This is a genomic window from Roseomonas haemaphysalidis (assembly GCF_017355405.1).
Taxonomy (GTDB): Bacteria; Pseudomonadota; Alphaproteobacteria; order Acetobacterales; family Acetobacteraceae; genus Pseudoroseomonas; species Pseudoroseomonas haemaphysalidis.
Genome location: NZ_CP061177.1, coordinates 1,597,393 through 1,613,920 on the forward strand (window position 1 = coordinate 1,597,393; position 16,528 = coordinate 1,613,920).

The 16,528-nt window shown below is 69.5% G+C and carries 14 protein-coding genes; 8 read left to right on the forward strand and 6 right to left on the reverse strand.

What is annotated here, in order from left to right; translation table 11 throughout:
• Positions 1 to 9: 9 nt before the first annotated feature.
• Entirely contained in the window at positions 10 to 894 is an 885-nt protein-coding gene (locus tag IAI59_RS07350; RefSeq protein WP_207416872.1) for a hypothetical protein, read from the reverse strand.
• A gap of 221 nt (positions 895 to 1,115) precedes the next feature.
• Here IAI59_RS07350 and IAI59_RS07355 point away from each other — a divergent pair, with 221 nt between their 5' ends.
• Positions 1,116 to 2,339 carry an MFS transporter gene (locus tag IAI59_RS07355; protein WP_207416871.1) on the forward strand — a complete coding sequence of 408 codons (1,224 nt, stop codon included), beginning with the start codon at positions 1,116 to 1,118 and terminating at the stop codon, positions 2,337 to 2,339.
• 13 nt (positions 2,340 to 2,352) lie between these two features.
• On the opposite strand, the gene pepT is transcribed toward IAI59_RS07355, so the two are convergent.
• On the reverse strand, positions 2,353 to 3,600 hold the full coding sequence (gene pepT, locus IAI59_RS07360) for a peptidase T (RefSeq protein ID WP_207416870.1): 1,248 nt from the start codon (positions 3,598 to 3,600) through the stop codon (positions 2,353 to 2,355).
• 38 nt (positions 3,601 to 3,638) lie between these two features.
• A complete protein-coding gene (locus IAI59_RS07365; RefSeq protein ID WP_207416869.1) occupies positions 3,639 to 4,400 on the reverse strand; it encodes a GntR family transcriptional regulator in 762 nt (253 codons plus the stop codon).
• 70 nt (positions 4,401 to 4,470) lie between these two features.
• Here IAI59_RS07365 and IAI59_RS07370 point away from each other — a divergent pair, with 70 nt between their 5' ends.
• From IAI59_RS07370 to IAI59_RS07385, 4 genes are all read left to right on the forward strand, one after another.
• Positions 4,471 to 5,841 carry a class-II fumarase/aspartase family protein gene (locus tag IAI59_RS07370; RefSeq protein ID WP_237180634.1) on the forward strand — a complete coding sequence of 457 codons (1,371 nt, stop codon included), beginning with the start codon at positions 4,471 to 4,473 and terminating at the stop codon, positions 5,839 to 5,841.
• An 89-nt stretch (positions 5,842 to 5,930) separates the two neighbouring features.
• Entirely contained in the window at positions 5,931 to 7,229 is a 1,299-nt protein-coding gene (locus IAI59_RS07375; protein WP_207416867.1) for a cation:dicarboxylate symporter family transporter, read from the forward strand.
• Positions 7,230 to 7,406: 177 nt separating this feature from the next.
• Positions 7,407 to 8,987, forward strand: coding sequence for an ABC transporter substrate-binding protein (locus tag IAI59_RS07380; protein WP_207416866.1), 1,581 nt, complete (start codon positions 7,407 to 7,409; stop codon positions 8,985 to 8,987).
• 71 nt (positions 8,988 to 9,058) lie between these two features.
• A complete protein-coding gene (locus IAI59_RS07385) occupies positions 9,059 to 10,519 on the forward strand; it encodes a M81 family metallopeptidase (RefSeq protein ID WP_207416864.1) in 1,461 nt (486 codons plus the stop codon).
• A gap of 169 nt (positions 10,520 to 10,688) precedes the next feature.
• Here the strand turns inward: IAI59_RS07385 and IAI59_RS07390 are convergent, their stop codons facing one another.
• The 3 genes from IAI59_RS07390 to IAI59_RS07400 are packed head-to-tail and all read right to left on the reverse strand — an operon-like array spanning position 10,689 to position 13,401.
• Positions 10,689 to 11,414, reverse strand: a complete 726-nt coding sequence (locus tag IAI59_RS07390) for an IclR family transcriptional regulator (RefSeq protein WP_207416862.1) — start codon at positions 11,412 to 11,414, stop codon at positions 10,689 to 10,691.
• Positions 11,415 to 11,461: 47 nt separating this feature from the next.
• Entirely contained in the window at positions 11,462 to 12,391 is a 930-nt protein-coding gene (locus IAI59_RS07395; RefSeq protein ID WP_207416860.1) for an SMP-30/gluconolactonase/LRE family protein, read from the reverse strand.
• Between the two features lie 11 nt (positions 12,392 to 12,402).
• Positions 12,403 to 13,401 (reverse strand): Bug family tripartite tricarboxylate transporter substrate binding protein, encoded by a 999-nt coding sequence (locus IAI59_RS07400; protein ID WP_207416859.1) that lies wholly within the window; start codon positions 13,399 to 13,401, stop codon positions 12,403 to 12,405.
• Positions 13,402 to 13,530: 129 nt separating this feature from the next.
• Between IAI59_RS07400 and IAI59_RS07405 the strand changes: the two genes are divergently transcribed.
• The 3 genes from IAI59_RS07405 (at position 13,531) to IAI59_RS07415 (ending at position 16,459) form a co-directional block, all read left to right on the forward strand.
• Positions 13,531 to 14,211: an RraA family protein gene (locus tag IAI59_RS07405; protein ID WP_207416858.1), complete on the forward strand. Its 681-nt coding sequence runs from the start codon at positions 13,531 to 13,533 to the stop codon at positions 14,209 to 14,211.
• Positions 14,212 to 14,415: 204 nt separating this feature from the next.
• On the forward strand, positions 14,416 to 15,429 hold the full coding sequence (locus IAI59_RS07410) for a hydroxyacid dehydrogenase (RefSeq protein WP_207416857.1): 1,014 nt from the start codon (positions 14,416 to 14,418) through the stop codon (positions 15,427 to 15,429).
• A gap of 37 nt (positions 15,430 to 15,466) precedes the next feature.
• On the forward strand, positions 15,467 to 16,459 hold the full coding sequence (locus tag IAI59_RS07415; protein ID WP_207416856.1) for a tripartite tricarboxylate transporter substrate binding protein: 993 nt from the start codon (positions 15,467 to 15,469) through the stop codon (positions 16,457 to 16,459).
• Positions 16,460 to 16,528 lie beyond the last annotated feature (69 nt).

Consider the following 16,528-nt stretch of genomic DNA (forward strand, 5'->3'; position numbering starts at 1 on the left):
GCCGGCCGCTCAGGAGCTTTCCAGGGACTGCCGCAGGGCGGTGGCCGCGACGTGGCGGGTGACGTCGCGGACGCCCTGCAACTGCCGCCCGCGGATGATGTCCGCGGGTCGCGCCCCCTGGAACGGGGCCGCCGGCGCCGACAGCCACCGCCGCTTGTCGAGGCCGAGCCCGTCCATCGCTTCGTCCAGCGACAGCATCGCGGAAAGGATTTCCCGCTGCCCGGGCGTGAGCTTGAAGCGCGGCCGGGCGCCGGCCTTGGCCGGCGCCTTCGTGGAACCGACGGCCTGCAGCATGTCGGCATCCGGCAATCCCCACCGGTCGGCCAGCAGCCACAGGGTCACGGAGGAGATGCCGGAATGGGAAGACCCGGCGAGGCGGCGATGGCCGCCGTCGCGCGCGCGCGGGGAAGGCCCGTCCGCCCGGGCGGTGCGGCGCCTCGCCGGCCGCGGGGCCGGCCCGGGCCGCAGGGGCGCCGCGTGGCGTGCCGCATCGGTGCCCTGCGGATCGACACCGAAGTGCTCGCACAGCCGCGCGAGCATGGTTTGCGTGGCTTGCAGGATCTCGCGCAGCCCCTCCGCGTCGGGTGGCCCGGCGATCCGGCTTCCCTGCCGCATCGCGGGCGGCGGGGCGTAGCGGTGGAGCCGCGCCAATGCGCCACGCAGCGGATTGGCTGGATCGATGCTGCTGATCTCAGGCGAAGCTTCCTGACCCTGCTCGGATGCCGCCACGGCTCCGACAAGGTGGGTGATGGCCGCCCTGGCCAGGCCGGCGGCGTTGCGCGGCCGGCCGGCGTCCAGCAGCAGCAGGGCATCGTCGGCGTCCGCGCCGGCAAGGCGCAGCAGGCTGGCGATCAAGTGCCGCAACGTGGCTGGCCGGGCGGTTCCGCTTGCCATGGCGCCTTTTCCCATCACCGGCTTTTCGTTCACGACAACGCAAACGCCCCGGCGCCGGCAAGGCTGCGGACCGGCGCATGGGGTTGGCATGCCCCGACCCACTGCTTGATGCGGGGTAGCGAAGCCCGCAGGGCCCATGCCATTCTGCGCCGTAACGCCCGATGTCGCTCCGCTGCACGCGGCCGGCGCTGGCCAAGAACGCCCGCCGCCCGAGGAACGCCATGTCATACGCCAGCGACGCCGCAACGACGGCGCCTGCCGATTTTCAGCAATTCGAGCGCGGCAACATCCTGCGCCTGGCCACGGTGCAGGCCCTGGCCGGGGCCAATGCCACCGTGATCTACGCGACCGGCGCCATTATCGGCAATATGCTGGCGCCCGACAAAGCGCTGGCCACGCTGCCCATCTCCATCTTCGTGGTGGGCATGGCCGCCTGCACCCTGCCGGCCGGTGCCATCGCGCAGCGCCATGGCCGCCGCGCCACGTTTCTGGCCGGCACGGGCTGCGGCGTGCTGGTCGGGCTGCTGTCCGCGCTGGCCATCGTGCTCGGTGCCTTCTGGCTGTTCTGCGTGGCGACCTTTTTCGGCGGCGCCTATGCCGCGGTGGTGCTGTCCTTCCGCTTCGCCGCCGCCGACTGCGCACCACCCGAGCGGCGGCCGCGCGCGCTGTCGGCCGTCATGGCGGGCGGGGTGTTCGCGGGCGTCATCGGGCCGCAGCTGGTCACCCACACCATGCACCTGTGGATGCCGCACCTGTTCGCCGCCACCTACCTGGCGCAGGCGGGCGTGGCAGCGCTGTCGGCGCTGATCCTGCTGGGCGTGCGGCTGCCCCGGCCGACGGCGGCCGAAACGGCACGTGGCCGACCGCTGGCCGAGATCGTCCGCCAGCCCCGCTTCGTCACCGCCGTGGTGTGCGGCGTGATCACCTACCTGCTGATGAACTTCCTGATGACCGCCGCCCCGCTGGCCATGCAGATGTGCGGCCTGTCGCAGGAATCCTCCAACCTCGGCCTGCAATGGCACGTGATCGCGATGTACGGGCCGAGCTTCTTCACCGGCAGCCTGATCACGCGCTTCGGGGCGCGGCGCGTGGTGGCCGCGGGCCTGCTGCTGACCGCCGCGGCGGCGCTGGCGGGCCTTGCCGGCGTGGACGTGGCGCATTTCTGGCTTGCCCTGACCCTGCTTGGGCTGGGCTGGAACTTCGGCTTCGTCGGCGCGTCGGCCATGGTGCTGGAATGCCACCGCCCGGAGGAACGGGCGCGGGTGCAGTCCTTCAACGACTTCGTCGTCTTCGGCACCATGGCCGTCGGCTCCTTTCTGTCCGGCGGCCTGCTGACGGCCTATGGGTGGAGCACCGTCCTGCAACTGTCCTTCGTGCCGCTGGCCGTGGCCGTGGCCGCGCTGGCGATCGCTTCCGCCACGCAGCCCGGCCGGCCCGCCGGCTGAGGCCGCGCGCCCTTCAATCGGCCGCGCGCGGCTGCGCCGCCAGCAGGCACAATTGCCGCGTCATCTCGAAGGAATCCACGAAGGACGGCACCGGCAGGAATTCGAAGCGCGAATGGAAGTTGTGCGCGCCGGTGAAGTAGTTCGGCGTCGGCACGCCGCGCGCGGAAAGGGCGGAACCATCCGTGCCGCCGCGCATCGCGACCACCTTGGGAGCGATGCCCATCTGCTCCATGGTGCGGAAGATCAGATCGACGCAGTGGCGGTCATTGCCCATCGCGGCATCGATGTTGGCGTAGCTGTCCTCGATCCGGAATTCCACCCGCGCGCCCGGGTGGCGGTCGCGGATGGCCTGCACCGCCTCGACCACGAAGTCCTTGCGCTCGGCGAAGCGACGGCTGTCATGGTCGCGGATCGACATCTGGAGCCGCGCGGTGCTCTGGTTGCCGGAGATGCCGTTGCACCACCAGTATCCGTCACGCCCCGCCGTCCGTTCCGGCGTCTGCTCCCGGTCGAACAGGGCCAGCAGGTCGGTGGCCACCAGGATGGGGTTCACCAGCACGCCCTTGGCCGACATCGGGTGGGCGGTGACGCCGGTGATGTCGATGATGACGCCGGCGGCGTTGAAGGTCTCGTAGACGACCTCGCCACGCTCGCAGGAATCGATCGTGTAGGCGAAGGCCACGGGAAAGCGCGACAGGTCCATGGCCTTGGCGCCGCGCAGGCCGATCTCCTCGTCCGGCACAAAGGCCACGATGATGTCGCCGCGCGGCGCGCTGTCGGCGGCGAGATGCGCCATCAGCGTCATCAGGATGCTGACAGCCGCCTTGTTGTCGGCCCCCAGCACGCTGGTGCCATCGCCCAGCAGGATCTCCTGGCCGCGATACGGCAGGATCTCCGGATGCTCGGCCACCCGCAGCCAGATGTCCTCCGCCCCGTTCAGCAGCAGGTCGGCGCCGTCGAAGCGCAGGCGCTGCGGATTGACGGCCGGCGAAAGGCCCACATCCACCGTATCCAGATGCGCCACAAAGCCGATGCAGGGCGCGCCGGGCAGCGTGCCCGGCAGGCGGGCGGTCAGGATGCTGTGCGCGTCGAGATGGATGTCGGACAGCCCCAGTGCCTGCAGCTCCGCCTGCAGCATTTCCGCCAGCCGTCGCTGGCCCGGCGTGCTGGGAACCGTGGTGGCCGCGGCGTCGCTTTGGCTTTCCACCGCCAGGTAGCGGAAGAAACGCTGGATGAGGTCTTCGGCGATGGCGGTGGCCATGGGCAGGCTCCTGTGGGATGCGCGGGCGGGGCGCGGCGTTACTGGCGATGCCGCTGCAGGCGGCTGGATGCGGTGAAGCGCCCCGCCGGATGGATGCTGTCGGATATCTCGAACGCCGTGCCGTCAGGGTCCAGGTAGCGGCGGATGATCCGCAGGGCGGGCGAGCCCGCCTCCGCCTGCAAGGCCCCGCTCATGCGGGCGGGCACGGCCGACACGGCGATGTCCTGCCGGATCTCGGCGGCATGGCGGCCGTGCCGGGCCTCGACCAGGGTGACCACCAGCGTGTCCGGCAGGGAGCGGGCCTGCTCGACCACATCGGAATAGGCCGGGTCGAGGTAGACATCCGTCCAGCCGATGGGCAGGGCGTCCGGCACGCCGTCCAGCCGCAGGCTGGAAATGCGCAGCCAGCGCGACCCCTCGGCCACGCCCAGGGCGTCGGCCAGGGTACGATCCATCACATGCGCCCCCGTGTCCCGCATTTCCCGGACATGCGACGCGCTGAATTGCACCAGGTCATCGAGCGAGCCGAGGGACTGGCGGTAATTTCCCCGCACCGCGCGGGCCTCGACCCGCGTGCCGGCCCGCTTGCGGCGTGACACCAGGCCGCGTTCCACCAGCTCGTTGATGGCGATGCGCACGGCATAGCGGCTGGCGCCGTATTGCTCGCACAATTCGAATTCGGTCGGCAGCAGCGACCCGACGGGAAAACGCCCCGAGGCGATGCCCGCCATCAGGTCCTGCGCCAGCTCGGCGTGGCGCGGCCCTTCGCCGTTTTCGGCCTTGACGTTATGTTCGAACATATTTAACAACCTTATGTTCGAACATAATTATAGCCAGGCATTCCAGCCGGCAATCTCCAGGACACGCGCCTTGCCCCTGACCAGCACAGCTTCCACAATTTTCGACTCCGCCCTGTTCCGCGACGCCTTCGGCACACCCGCCATGCGCGAGGTGTTTTCCGACCGTAGCCTGATCGCGCGTTATGTCGAGGTGGAGGTCGCCCTGGCCCGGGCGGAGGCGCGTTGCGGCGTGATCCCGGCGGAAGCGGCCGAGCGCATCGCCGCGGGCTGCGACATCGATGCCCTCGACTTCGAGCGGCTGCGGCATGAGACGGACAATGTCGGCTATCCCATCCTGCCGCTCGTGCATCAGCTGGTGACGCAATGCGGCGAGGCGGGACGCTTTGTTCACTGGGGCGCGACGACGCAGGACATCATGGACACCGCCGATGTGCTGCGGGTGCGCGCCGGCCTGGAGATCGTGGAAGGCGACATCGCGGAACTCCGCCGCATCCTGTGTGGCTTGGCGACCCGGTTCCGGGACACGGCGATGGCCGGCCGCACGCATCTGCAACAGGCTTTGCCGGTCACCTTCGGCTACAAGGCGGCGATCTGGCTGGCCATGTTCGACCGGCATGCCGAGCGGCTGGCGCAGCTCAAGCCACGCGTCCTGGTGGGCGAGTTCGCCGGCGCGGCGGGCACCCTGGCCTCCCTGGGCGACAAGGGCCTGGACGTGCAGGCGGCGTTCTGCCGGGAACTCGGCCTGGGCGTGCCGGCCACCACCTGGCATGTCGCGCGCGACGGCTTCGCCGAGGCCGTCAACCTGCTGGCGCTGATCGCCGGTTCGCTGGGCAAGATCGCCTATGACATCATGCTGCTGGCTTCCACCGAGTTCGCCGAGGTGTACGAGCCTTTCGTGAAAGGCCGCGGCGCGTCCTCCACCATGCCGCAGAAGCGCAATCCGATCTCCGCGGAGCTGATGCTCGCCGCCGCCAAGGGCGTCCGGCAGCAGGCCGGGCTGATGCTGGATGCCATGGTCACGGATCTGGAACGGGCCACCGGCCCCTGGCACGCCGAATGGATGGCCATCCCCGAAAGCTTCCTGCTGACGGCCAGCGCGCTGCATCAGGCGAAGTTCGCGCTGGGCGGGCTGATCGTGGACGAGGCACGCATGCGCGCCAACCTCGGCAGCAGCAGGGGCCTGATCGTCGCGGAGGCGGTGATGATGGGCCTGGCCCCCTTCACCGGCCGGGACGAGGCGCACGACATCGTCTACGACGTTTGCCGCGAGGTGAACGAACAGGGCGGCACGCTGGCCGATGCGCTGGCGCGCCATCCCGTGGTTGCCTGCCACCTGGATCGCGCTGCCATCGACCGGCTCACCGACCCGGCCAACTACCTGGGCATGGCGCCGCAGATGGTGGACCGCGCGGTGGCGGCGTCGCGCGGCCAGGCATCCTGAAGCCACGGCGGCGGCGGCGTTCCGACGCGGCCGGCGCATCGCGGGGCGGCTTCGCCGAGGCCCCCGCCAATCATCAAGGGAGAAGCATCATGTCTGGCACGAGCACCGCTCCGCCTCCCAGACCCATGTGGCGCGGGCTGGGTTTCCAGATCATTCTGGCGATGGTGCTGGGCGTGGCGATGGGATTCCTGTTCCCGGCCGTGGCCGTGCAGCTGAAGATCCTCGGTGACATCTTCCTGCGCCTGATCAAGACGGCCGTGGCGCCGCTGGTCTTCCTGTGCGTCGCGTCGGGCATCGTCGCGGCGGGGGATTTCAAGCGCATCGGCAAGGTCGGGCTGGTGGCGATGCTGTATTTCGAGCTGATCTCCACGCTCGCCCTCGCCTTCGGCCTGCTGGCCGGCAACCTGCTGGGGGTGGGGAAGGGCATGGCGGCCGCCACCGCCGCCGCGCAGGGTGCCCGCCCGCCGGTCCCCGCCGCCGGGGAAGCGCACACGACGCTGGGCTTCATCCTCAACATCTTTCCGGACAACTTCGTGGGCGCCTTCGCGCGCGGCGAGCTGCTGCAGGTGCTGGTGGTGGCGATCCTGTTCGGCGCCGCGCTGCTGCGCATGAAGGCCGACAAGCGCGCGCCGGTGGAACGCGGTCTCAACCGCATCTCCGATGTGTTGTTCGAGTTCATCCACATCATCATGATGATGGCGCCGATCGGCACCTTCGGCGCGGTGGCCTTCGCCGTCGGCTCCAGCGGTTCCAGCGTCTTGCTGTCGCTGGTCTACCTGGTGCTCACCTTCTACGGCACCGTGATCGCGTTCATCGCCATCGTCCTTGGCACGGTGTGCGCGCTGTTCCGTCTCAACCTGTTTCACTTTCTGCGGTTCATCCGCGAAGAAATCTACATCGTGCTCGGCACCGCATCGTCGGAAAGCGTGCTGCCGCGCCTGCTGGAGAAGCTGCCACGATACGGCGTGTCGCGGCAAACCGCCGGGCTGGTGCTGCCGACCGGCTATGCCTTCAACCTGGACGGCACCTCGATCTACATGTCCATGGGGGTCATCTTCCTGGCCAACGCTTATGGCGTGCCGCTGGACCTGGGGCAGCAGCTCGGCATTCTCGGCATCATGCTGCTGACGTCCAAGGGCGCCGCCACGGTGTCAGGCGGCAGCTTCGTGGTGTTCGCCGCGACGGTGGCCGCCACGGGCGTGCTGCCGGTCGAGGGGCTGGCGATCCTGTTCGGCGTTTACCGCTTCATGTCGATCGCGGTGGCGACCACCAATGTCATCGGCAACAGCATCGCGACGGTGGTGACCGCGAAGATCTGTGGCGAATTCGACGCCGAGCAGCACAGAAAAGTCGATGCCGACTTGGTCCTCGCGGATGCGGGCCGGTAGGGGCGGCCGGCGCTTCCGCCGCCGTCAGGATGCCGCGGTGCCGGCGGCGCGCTCCGCCGGTGCCATGGTTGCTTTGGGCGGCGGGGGCTGTCTAGCATGGCCGCCAGCATCAAGACCGCTCGCAGCGGCGCCGCGCCCCGGACACCGGTATTCACGCCTCAGCTGAGAAGAAAGCCTATGCACCGCCGGTCATTTCTCACAGCCGCCGCAGGGTCGGCCGTCCTTCTGTCCCGACCCGCCCTGGCGCAGGCGCAGCGCACCACGCTGCGCTTCGTGCCGCAAAGCGACCTGACGGTGATCGACCCCGTCTTCACCACCGCCTATGTCACGCGCAACCACGCGCTGATGGTGTGGGACCAGCTCTACGGCCTGGACAGCAGCCTGCGCCCGCAGCCGCAGATGGTGGCCGGCCACATCGTGGAGGATGACGGCCGGCTCTGGACCTTCACGCTGCGCCCCGGCCTGAAGTTCCATGACGGCGAGCCCGTGCGGGGCCGCGACTGCGTCGCCTCCATCCGCCGATGGGCCGAGCGCAACGCCGAGGGCGCGACGCTGATGGCGCGCGTGGCCGAGATCTCCGCCCCCGCCGACGACCGCTTCGTGATCCGTCTGCAGAAGCCCTATCCCGGCATCCTGGGTACGCTGGCGCGGCTTGGCCCGCCAGCGCTGGTGATCATGCCCGAGCGGGTGGCGGAAACCCCGTCCAACCAGCAGATCCGGGAGCTGATCGGCTCCGGCCCGTTCCGCTGGAAGGCGGATGAGCGCATCGTCGGCGCCAAGGTGGTGTACGAGCGCAACCGCGACTACGTGCCCCGGCCGGATGGCACGTCCAGCTGGGCGGCCGGTCCCAAGGTGGTGCATGTGGACCGCGTGGAATGGACGGTGATGCCCGACCCCGGCACGGCGATGAGCGCGCTGCAGAACGGCGAGGTCGACTGGTGGGAAAACCCGCCCAACGACCTGCTGCCGCTGATCGATCGGTCCCGCACCATGCAGGCGCGGCGCAGCAGCCCGCTCGGCATCGTCGGCACCGGCATCTTCAACCACCTGCATCCACCCTTCAACAACACCGAGATCCGCCGCATCGTGATGGAGGCCTTCTCGCAGGAGGATTGCATGGCGGCGGCGGCGGGCGACCCCAGCATGTGGCGCGCCGGCGTCGGCGTGTTTCCGCCTGAAACGCCGATGGCCAACGATGCCGGCATGGCCGCGCTCAATGGCCGCAAGGATTTCGAGGCATCGAAGAAGGCCTTGCAGGCGGCGGGCTACAAGGGCGAGCGCGTGGTGCTGATGGCGGCCTCCGACAACCCCGTGCTGGCCGCGCTGGGCGAGGTGGCGAACGACGTGCTGCGCCGCCTCGGCATGAACGTCGATTACGTGGTTTCCGACTGGGGCACGCTGGTGCAGCGCCGCGCCAGCAAGGCGGCGCCGGATGCAGGCGGCTGGAACATGTTCCACACCACCTGGTATGGGCTGGACCTGGTCAATCCCGGCGTCAGCCAGATGCTGCGGACCTCCGGCGGGCAGACCTATTTCGGCTGGCCCGAGGTTCCGGAGGTGGACGCGCTGCGGAACGCCTGGATCGATGCGTCCGAGCCCGCCGGGCAATTGCGGCTGGCGCGCGAGATCCAGGCCGCCGCGCTGCGGCACGCGGTCTACATCCCCACCGGCCAGTACTTCAACAAGACTGCCTGGACCAGCAGGCTGGCCGACGTGCCGGATGGGTTGCACGTGTTCTGGAGCGCCCGCTTCACCTGACCGGCCCGCCGCCGCTGTTTCCACCCCGCTCGCTCAGGGCGCCGCAACGTCGCGGCGCCAAAGGATGACCCATGCGTATCGCGATCGCCCAGGTCTCGCATGAGACCAACACCTTTTCCAGCGAACTGACCGACCAGGCCGCCTTCTCCATCCGCTCCTGGATCGAGGGGGAGGAGATCCTGAACCGCCACCGCGGCGTGCGGGACTACATCGGCGGCATGGTCGACGAGGCGCAGGCGCTGGGCGGCATCGAGCTGCTGCCGACCTTCGCCGCCATCACCAGCCCATCGGGCTTTATCCGGGCGGAAACCTGGGCGGAGATCAAGCGCCGGGTGCTGGACGGGCTGCGCGCCGTGGCCCCCTTCGACGCCATCTGCCTGGAGTTGCACGGTGCCGGCATTGCCGAAAGCACCGGCGACATCGAGGGAGACCTGCTGCGGACCCTGCGGCTGGACTACGGTGCCGCCATGCCGATCGCGGCGACCCTCGACCTGCATGGCAACATCACCGAGCGGATGGTCGACAACGCCGACATGTTGTTTGGCGTGAAGGAATACCCGCATATCGACATGTATGAGCGGGGCCGGGATGCCATCCATCATCTGCACCTGATGGTGCGCGGCCTGCTCAAGCCGCGCATGGCGCTGACCCGGCTGCCGATGATGATTCCGACCACCACGACCTTTCATGGCCCGCTGAAAGCGGTGAATGCCCGTTGCGCCGAGTGGGAGGCGAAGCCGGGCATGTTGAACTGCGCCGCCTATCACGGCTTTCCCTACGGTGATTCGGACGCCACCTGCGTGTCCGTGATCGCCATCGCGGATGGCGACGAGGCGCTGGCGCGAAAGGCGGCGCGCGATGTCGCCGACGTCATCTGGCGGCAGCGCGACGTCTTCACGGTTGATCTGCCCGGCGCGGCGGAGGGGCTGGAACTGGCGCTGTCCTGCCCGGAAGCGCCGGTGATCGTCAACGAGACCTCCGACAATCCCGGCGCGGGTGCGCCGGGCGATGGCACGTGGCTGCTGGCCGAGCTGCTGCGCCGGAACGTGCCGGGCACCTGCTTCGCGCATCTTGCCGACTCCGCGGTGGTGGCCGCTGCCCACCGGGCGGGGGAGGGTGCGCGCATAGCCGTCTCGCTGGGCGGCAAGGTGGACACGCTGCACGGTCCGCCGCTGGAGGTCGAGGCCGAGGTCGTGATGAACACGCGCTGCCGCTTCATCGCCAGCACGCCGATGGGCAAGGGTGGCGAGCGGGACTACGGCTTGTCCACCCGGCTGCGCATCGGGCATGTCGACGTCATCGTCACCGAGTTGAAGTCGCAGCTGCTGGATGACGAGATGCTCAAGCTGCACGGCATGCCGATGGACGGCTACAAGGTCATCGCCATCAAGTCGAGCCAGCACTTCCGCGCCTTCTTCGAGACCGCGGCGGCGCGGATCGTGACAGTGGATACCCCCGGCATCTCGACCTTCAACTTCGCAACCTTCGATTTCTCCACCGCCGCACGATACCTGTACCCGATCGCCGGGTGATGCCAGGGGCAGGCGCCGGCAGGTTTCCGCACGGTGTGCGGATGCCATATCGAGCGCCTGCGTCCTTGGGAGCATCGCGGGGCTATCCGGTCTGGCGAAGGAACGCGAGCGCTGAGCCGGCGATCTGGCCGATCCCTGGCTCGCCTCCGTCATTCGCCCGCGTCATCGTCTATGATTGCTGGCCGGAAGGATGGGGCGTGCCACCAAGGGCACGAGTGAGATCGGCCGCGACGGTCAGCACGGTCCTGGCGGCCCTGTTTGCCGCTTCCCGGTCAAAGCGCGTGACCGGCCCCGTCAAGCTGAGGGCGCCTGCGAAACTTTCGCCGGGCCCGAAGACGGGAACCGCCATGCTGGCGATGTGGGGGTCTGTCGCTCCGCTCGTATACAGCGGGAGCGAGACCCCGGTTTCTCCGCGGTGTGCGACGTCCTCGAACAGGCGGAGCACCTGCGCCGTCGCCGAATCATCCATCGGTCGCAGGTCGCCCTGCCGTACGTGCAGGCGGAGGGTGTGCGGCGAGTCAGCCCGGTACAAGCAAAGCCGCTGGTTGCCGCTCCGCACATACAAAGAGGCGCTTTCACCCGTCGCCGCGACCAGCTTCTCCAGAGCGGGCATGACATGCGCCTCGATCCGGAAGGACTGCTGGTAGACCGAGCCCAGGCGGAACAGCTCGACGCCCAGGCGGTACGACCCATCGGGCAGCCGCACCAGATAACCGTGCTCCTCCAGCGAGATGGCGAGCCGCATGATCGTGGTCTTCACCAGACCCGTCCGCGCTGTCAGCTCCGCCAGCGATACGGCGTCGTCGCCCTTGCGGAAGGCGGACAGCAGGGTGAGGGCGCGCCCTGCCGAGGCGACGCCTTCCAATGAAGCGATGGGTCGGGTCGGGGTGGTCATGCAAGCACCGTTACGACCCGGGCGGGCTGACGGCAAGCCAGCCCTGATCAGGCGTGAGCGGCGTGGGAGTAGAGCGGTTGCCCGGGTACCGGCAGGGTTGCCCGCAGGATCGACCCGGTTTCGGACTCCGTGATGAAGAGGCTGCGGCCGTCCGCGCCTCCGAAGGCCAGATTGGTGGTGGACCATCCGGCGCAGGAGGCGATGCGGGCCAGTGGCTCGGCGCGGGGCGACAGGCGCCACACCGTGCCGAAACCCGCATGGGCGACCAGCAGCCCGCCCTCGGCGTCCAGCGCCAGCCCGTCGGGGCCGCTGGGTCCACCATGCAAGTGACAGAAGATGCTGGCCTTGGTCACGCTGCCATCGGCATGCAGCGGCAGGCGCCAGATCTGGTTGGCCCGCGTCACCGCCACCAGCAGAAAGGACGCGTCCGGCGCCACCACGATGCCGTTGGGGCTCGGCACCGTGTCGATCAGGCAATCCAGCCGCCCATCCGTGCTCAGGCGGTAGACGCGCCCGGTGGGGTCCTGCAGCCCGGTCTGGCCCTGGTCGGTGAAGTACAGCTCGCCCCCGGCTCCGAAGACCAGGTCGTTGACGCCCTTGAAGCTTTCAGAGCGCACGGTGTCCAGGAACGGGGTGACGGCGCCGCCTTCCGGGTCCAGCAACATGATGCCGCGCTTGTAGTCGGTGATGAAGATCCGCCCGTCCCGATGGATCTTCAGCCCGTTCGGCCAGCCGTCATATTCGGCAACCTGCTCCCATTCCCCCGCGGGCGAGACGCGGAAGATGCGGCCAAAGGGGATGTCGGTGACGTAGAGCCTGCCCTGCCGGTCGAAGGCGGGGCCTTCCAGAAAGCTGTCCACCGGCCGCCCGGCACGGTTGGCATCGCCCCAGGCGCTGCGCCGCGGCTGCCGGAAGCGGTCCGGCAGGCGGGTGAAGATCTCGGTCTCGATGCGCGGAGGCGCGGCGAAGAAGCTCATCGTCGTGGCCCTTACTGCTTCTCGATGCCGCCGGCGGCGGCGACGTCGCGCCAGCGCGCCGTTTCCTCCTGGATCAGGCGGGCGAAGGCATCAGGCGCGATGCCGCCCGGCTCCGAGCCGAGGTCGGCGATGAAGCTCTTCATGTCGGGGGCGGCAAGGGCGCGGGCGGCTTCCTGCTGCAGGCGCTGCACCACGGCATCCGGCGTGCCCTTCGGCGCGGCCAGGCCAGACCAGTTGATGACGCTGTAGCCCGGCAGTCCGGCTTCCCCGAAGGTCGGTACCTCCGGCAGCGCCGCCACGCGGTGCGCGCCGCTGATGGCCAGCGGCCGCAGCTGCCCGCCGCGGATGTTGCCGAGCGCCGAGCCGGGCGACAGCATGACCAGGCTGACATTGCCCGACAGCACGCCGATCACCGCTTCCCCCGCGCCGCGATAGGGCACGTGGTACAGCTTGACGTCCGCCGCGCGCTCGAAGGCGAGCGTCGCGAAATGCGGCGCGCTGCCGGTGCCGCCGGTGCCATAGGTCAGCTTCTCGGGGTCCTGCTTCGCCGCCGCGATCAGGGCGGCGAGGTCGCGGAAGGGCGACTTCTCGCCCACCGCCAGCAGGATCGGCGAGAAGGCGGTGACCGTGACCGGGCGGAAGGCGGTCTCGAAGTCGAAGGGCAGGCGGCTGAACAGGTAGGGCAGCATGGCGTAGGTGTTGTCCATGGCCAGCAGCGTGTAGCCGTCCGGCGCCGCCCGGGCGGCCTCGCCCGCGCCAATGGTGCCCGTGGCCCCCGACTTGTTCTCGACCACGAAGGGCTGGCCCATCTGCTCGGACAACTTCTGCGACAGGCGCCGGGCCAGCGTGTCCACCGCGCCGCCGGGCGCCCAGGGCACGACCACCCGCACGGCACGTGCCGGGTAGCTTTCCTGCGACACGGCGGGACGGGCCAGCGGCAATGCCAGCCCGGCCATGCCTGCGCCCAGGAGGACGCGGCGCGACACGGGCGTGAACGTGCGGTGGGTCATGGTGCTTTCATCCCTTTCTCGCCAAATTCGAAACGGCGTTGCGTTTTGTCTGGGGTTCTGGCATTCGGAATGCATCGTTGTCAAACAAACGGCGCTGTCATGGCGCCTCCCAAGGGAAAGGGGACGGCCATGGCCGCTGGATTTCGCATTCTTCGCCGCACGCGCTGCGTTGCGCCCGCGCTGGTTGACAGCTTTCGTTCCCTGCCGGTCGCGAATGTCAGCGACGTGATGTCGCGCATGACGGCGGGGGGAGCACGCCTCCGCCCGATGCACGCCGATGGTGCTGTGCTGAGCGGCCCCGCCCTGACCGTGAAAACGCGGCCCGGCGACAACCTGATGATCCACAAGGCCATCGCGCTGGCCGAGCCCGGCGACGTGATTGTGGTGGATGCGGGTGGGGATCTCACCAACGCGCTGATCGGCGAGCTGATGCTGGCGCAGATGGTGAAGCGCGGCCTTGGCGGCATCGTGATCAACGGCGCGATCCGCGACAGCGCTGCCATCCGTGCGCAGAACTTCCCGGTCTTCGCGGCCGGCGTGACGCATCGTGGCCCCTACAAGGATGGCCCGGGCGAGATCAACCTTCCTGTGGCCATCGACGGCATGGTGATCGCGCCGGGCGACCTGATCCTCGGCGACGACGACGGCCTGCTGTGCGTGCCCTTCGAGGAAGCCGATGTCATCCATGCCGCCGCCAGCGCCAAGCACGCGGCGGAAGGAAAGCAGGTCGCCGATATCGCGGCGGGGACCCATGACGCTTCCTGGGTCGATGCGTCTCTGCGGCGTCTGGGCTGCGAGGGGCTGGACTAGCCGCCCGCCAAGCCAAGGCAGGGTGGCGCCGGGAAAGCAAAGCCCCGGGCCGGGGTGAACATGCTGGTCCGACGTCACCGGCCGTTATCGGCCCGCGTCCGGTTTCGCGCCCGGGTGATCGCCGGCGCGCAATGCCGTCTCACGGCGCCTGTGGAAAGCTCAATTCGCGCAATGCCGACTTTGCCAGTTCCGGAACACCGCCCCATGCCCGACACCACGCGCCCGAACGTCCTCGTCTCCGCCGCCAAGCTGGCTCCCGAAGCCGTCGCCATGCTGGAGGAAGCAGGCTACGCGGTGCATTGCACCACCGGCTACCCGGGCGAGGACGAGCTGCTCGCCGCCATTGGCAGGCACCGCCCCGTGGCGATCCTGCACCGCCAGGGAATCATCAACGGCACGATCATGGATGCCGCAGCGCCGGAGCTTCGCATCGTGGCACGGCACGGCGCGGGCATCGACGGCATCGACATCCCCGCCGCAAAGGCCCGCGGCCTGACCGTGACGCGGGCGGCCGGGGCGAATTCCCGCTCGGTGGCCGAGCACGCCATGGCGCTGATGCTGTTCATGCTGAAGGACATGCCTTCCGTGGTCAGCGGCATGCGCGAGGGCCTGTGGGAAAAGACCTCCCGCATGACGCGCGACATCGACGGCATGACGCTCGGCCTCGTCGGGTACGGCGCCATCGGCTCCAAGGTGGCGCGCTACGCCGCTGCCTTCGGCATGCGCGTCCTGGCCTATGACCCCTACCTGCCGGCCGGTGCCCTGCCGGGCCCGGGCGAGCGCGTGGAAACGCTGCCCGAGCTGCTGCGCCAGGCCCAGGTGCTGTCGCTGCATTGCCCGCTGGAGCCGGAAACCCGTGGCCTGATCGGCGCGGCGGAGCTGGCCTTGCTGCCCCAGGGCGCGGTGCTCGTGCACACCGCCCGTGGCGGCATCGTGGACCAGGATGCGCTGCTGGCGGCGCTGGATTCCGGCCAGGTGGGCTGGGCGGGCGTCGATGTCTTCGCGAAGGAGCCGCTGGAAGCCGACAGCCGCTTCCGCAGCCACCCGCGTGTCGTGCCGACGCCGCACCTGGCCGCCAACACGCCGCGCGGCGCGACCGGCATGGCCTGCGGCGCGGCGGACAGCATCATCGCCGTGCTGGCGGGGCGCCTGCCGAGCCTGGAGGGCGCGGTGGTCGTGCCCGGCGGGATGAAGGCCGGCCTTTTCCCGGCTGCCTGACGCGGCGCCCACGACGTCCCTCTGGAGGAAACAAGAAATGACCCGTCCGCACCACCTGCAACGCCGTGGACTGCTGGCAGCGGGCGCCGCCCTGGTCGCGCTGCCGCTCGCGCGCCCGGCGCTGGCGCAGGCTGCCTGGCCCAACGGCCGCGCGATCGAGATCATCGTGGGCTTCGCGCCGGGCGGCGGCACCGACGTGATGCTGCGCGCCCTGGGGCAGGCCTTGTCCGCTGAGTTGCCCGGCGCCAACTTCGTGATCAGCAACAAGCCCGGCGCGGGGGGCGAGACCTCCTATGTCGCGATGCAGACCGCGCGGCCGGACGGCTACACCATCGGCAGCATCAACACGCCGGGCTACCTGTCCATCCCGGTGGAGCGGCGCGTCCGCTACGACCGCACGAAGATCCGCGCTATCGCACGGCTGGTCGATGACCCGACGGCCTTCGTGGTGCACCGGGATTCGCCGATCAAGTCGCTCGCCGACCTTGTGGCCGAGGCGAAGCGCCGCCCCGGCGCGCTCAGCGTGGGCACCTCCGGCGTCGGCACCGATGACCACCTGGCGCTGACGCTGTTCCAGGCGGTGACGGGTACGGAGTTCATCCACACGCCGTATGCCGGGGCCGGGCAGGTCAAGAACGCCATTCTGGCCAAGCATATCGATGTCGCCGGCTTGAACCTGGGCGAGATCGGCATGCTGGGACAGGACCAGCCTGCGTTGCGGCCGCTGGCGGGGATGGGGCCGAAGCGCTGGGCGCTGATGCCGGATGTGCCCACCTTCCAGGAGCTCGGCTACGACGTGCTGATGACCAGCGAACGCGGCATCGGCGCGCCGCGCGCCATGCCGGATGAGATTGCCCTGCAGCTGCAGGAGGCCATCGCCCGGGTGATCGCCAAGCCGGACTGGGCCGAGAAGGCACGGCAGCTGGAACTGCCCATGGCCTATCTGCCGGGGGCCGAGTGGGAAGCGCAGATGCCTGCCCAGGAAGCCCGCTATCGCCAGATCTGGGAAAAGACGCCGTGGCAGCAGTGATCGCCGGCCGCTGCGCCGCGCTGCATGTTCGAAAGCGACTTTCCCGGGGACAAGGGCAGCGACAGCGGT

Bases quoted from the DNA above. Each gene is read 5' to 3' on its own strand.
- IAI59_RS07350 (WP_207416872.1), bottom strand. From the start codon at position 894: ATGGCAAGCGGAACCGCCCGGCCAGCCACGTTGCGGCACTTGATCGCC.
- IAI59_RS07355 (WP_207416871.1), top strand. From the start codon at position 1,116: ATGTCATACGCCAGCGACGCCGCAACGACGGCGCCTGCCGATTTTCAG.
- pepT (WP_207416870.1), bottom strand. From the start codon at position 3,600: ATGGCCACCGCCATCGCCGAAGACCTCATCCAGCGTTTCTTCCGCTAC.
- IAI59_RS07365 (WP_207416869.1), bottom strand. From the start codon at position 4,400: ATGTTCGAACATAACGTCAAGGCCGAAAACGGCGAAGGGCCGCGCCAC.
- IAI59_RS07375 (WP_207416867.1), top strand. From the start codon at position 5,931: ATGTCTGGCACGAGCACCGCTCCGCCTCCCAGACCCATGTGGCGCGGG.
- IAI59_RS07380 (WP_207416866.1), top strand. From the start codon at position 7,407: ATGCACCGCCGGTCATTTCTCACAGCCGCCGCAGGGTCGGCCGTCCTT.
- IAI59_RS07385 (WP_207416864.1), top strand. From the start codon at position 9,059: ATGCGTATCGCGATCGCCCAGGTCTCGCATGAGACCAACACCTTTTCC.
- IAI59_RS07390 (WP_207416862.1), bottom strand. From the start codon at position 11,414: ATGACCACCCCGACCCGACCCATCGCTTCATTGGAAGGCGTCGCCTCG.
- IAI59_RS07395 (WP_207416860.1), bottom strand. From the start codon at position 12,391: ATGAGCTTCTTCGCCGCGCCTCCGCGCATCGAGACCGAGATCTTCACC.
- IAI59_RS07400 (WP_207416859.1), bottom strand. From the start codon at position 13,401: ATGACCCACCGCACGTTCACGCCCGTGTCGCGCCGCGTCCTCCTGGGC.
- IAI59_RS07405 (WP_207416858.1), top strand. From the start codon at position 13,531: ATGGCCGCTGGATTTCGCATTCTTCGCCGCACGCGCTGCGTTGCGCCC.
- IAI59_RS07410 (WP_207416857.1), top strand. From the start codon at position 14,416: ATGCCCGACACCACGCGCCCGAACGTCCTCGTCTCCGCCGCCAAGCTG.
- IAI59_RS07415 (WP_207416856.1), top strand. From the start codon at position 15,467: ATGACCCGTCCGCACCACCTGCAACGCCGTGGACTGCTGGCAGCGGGC.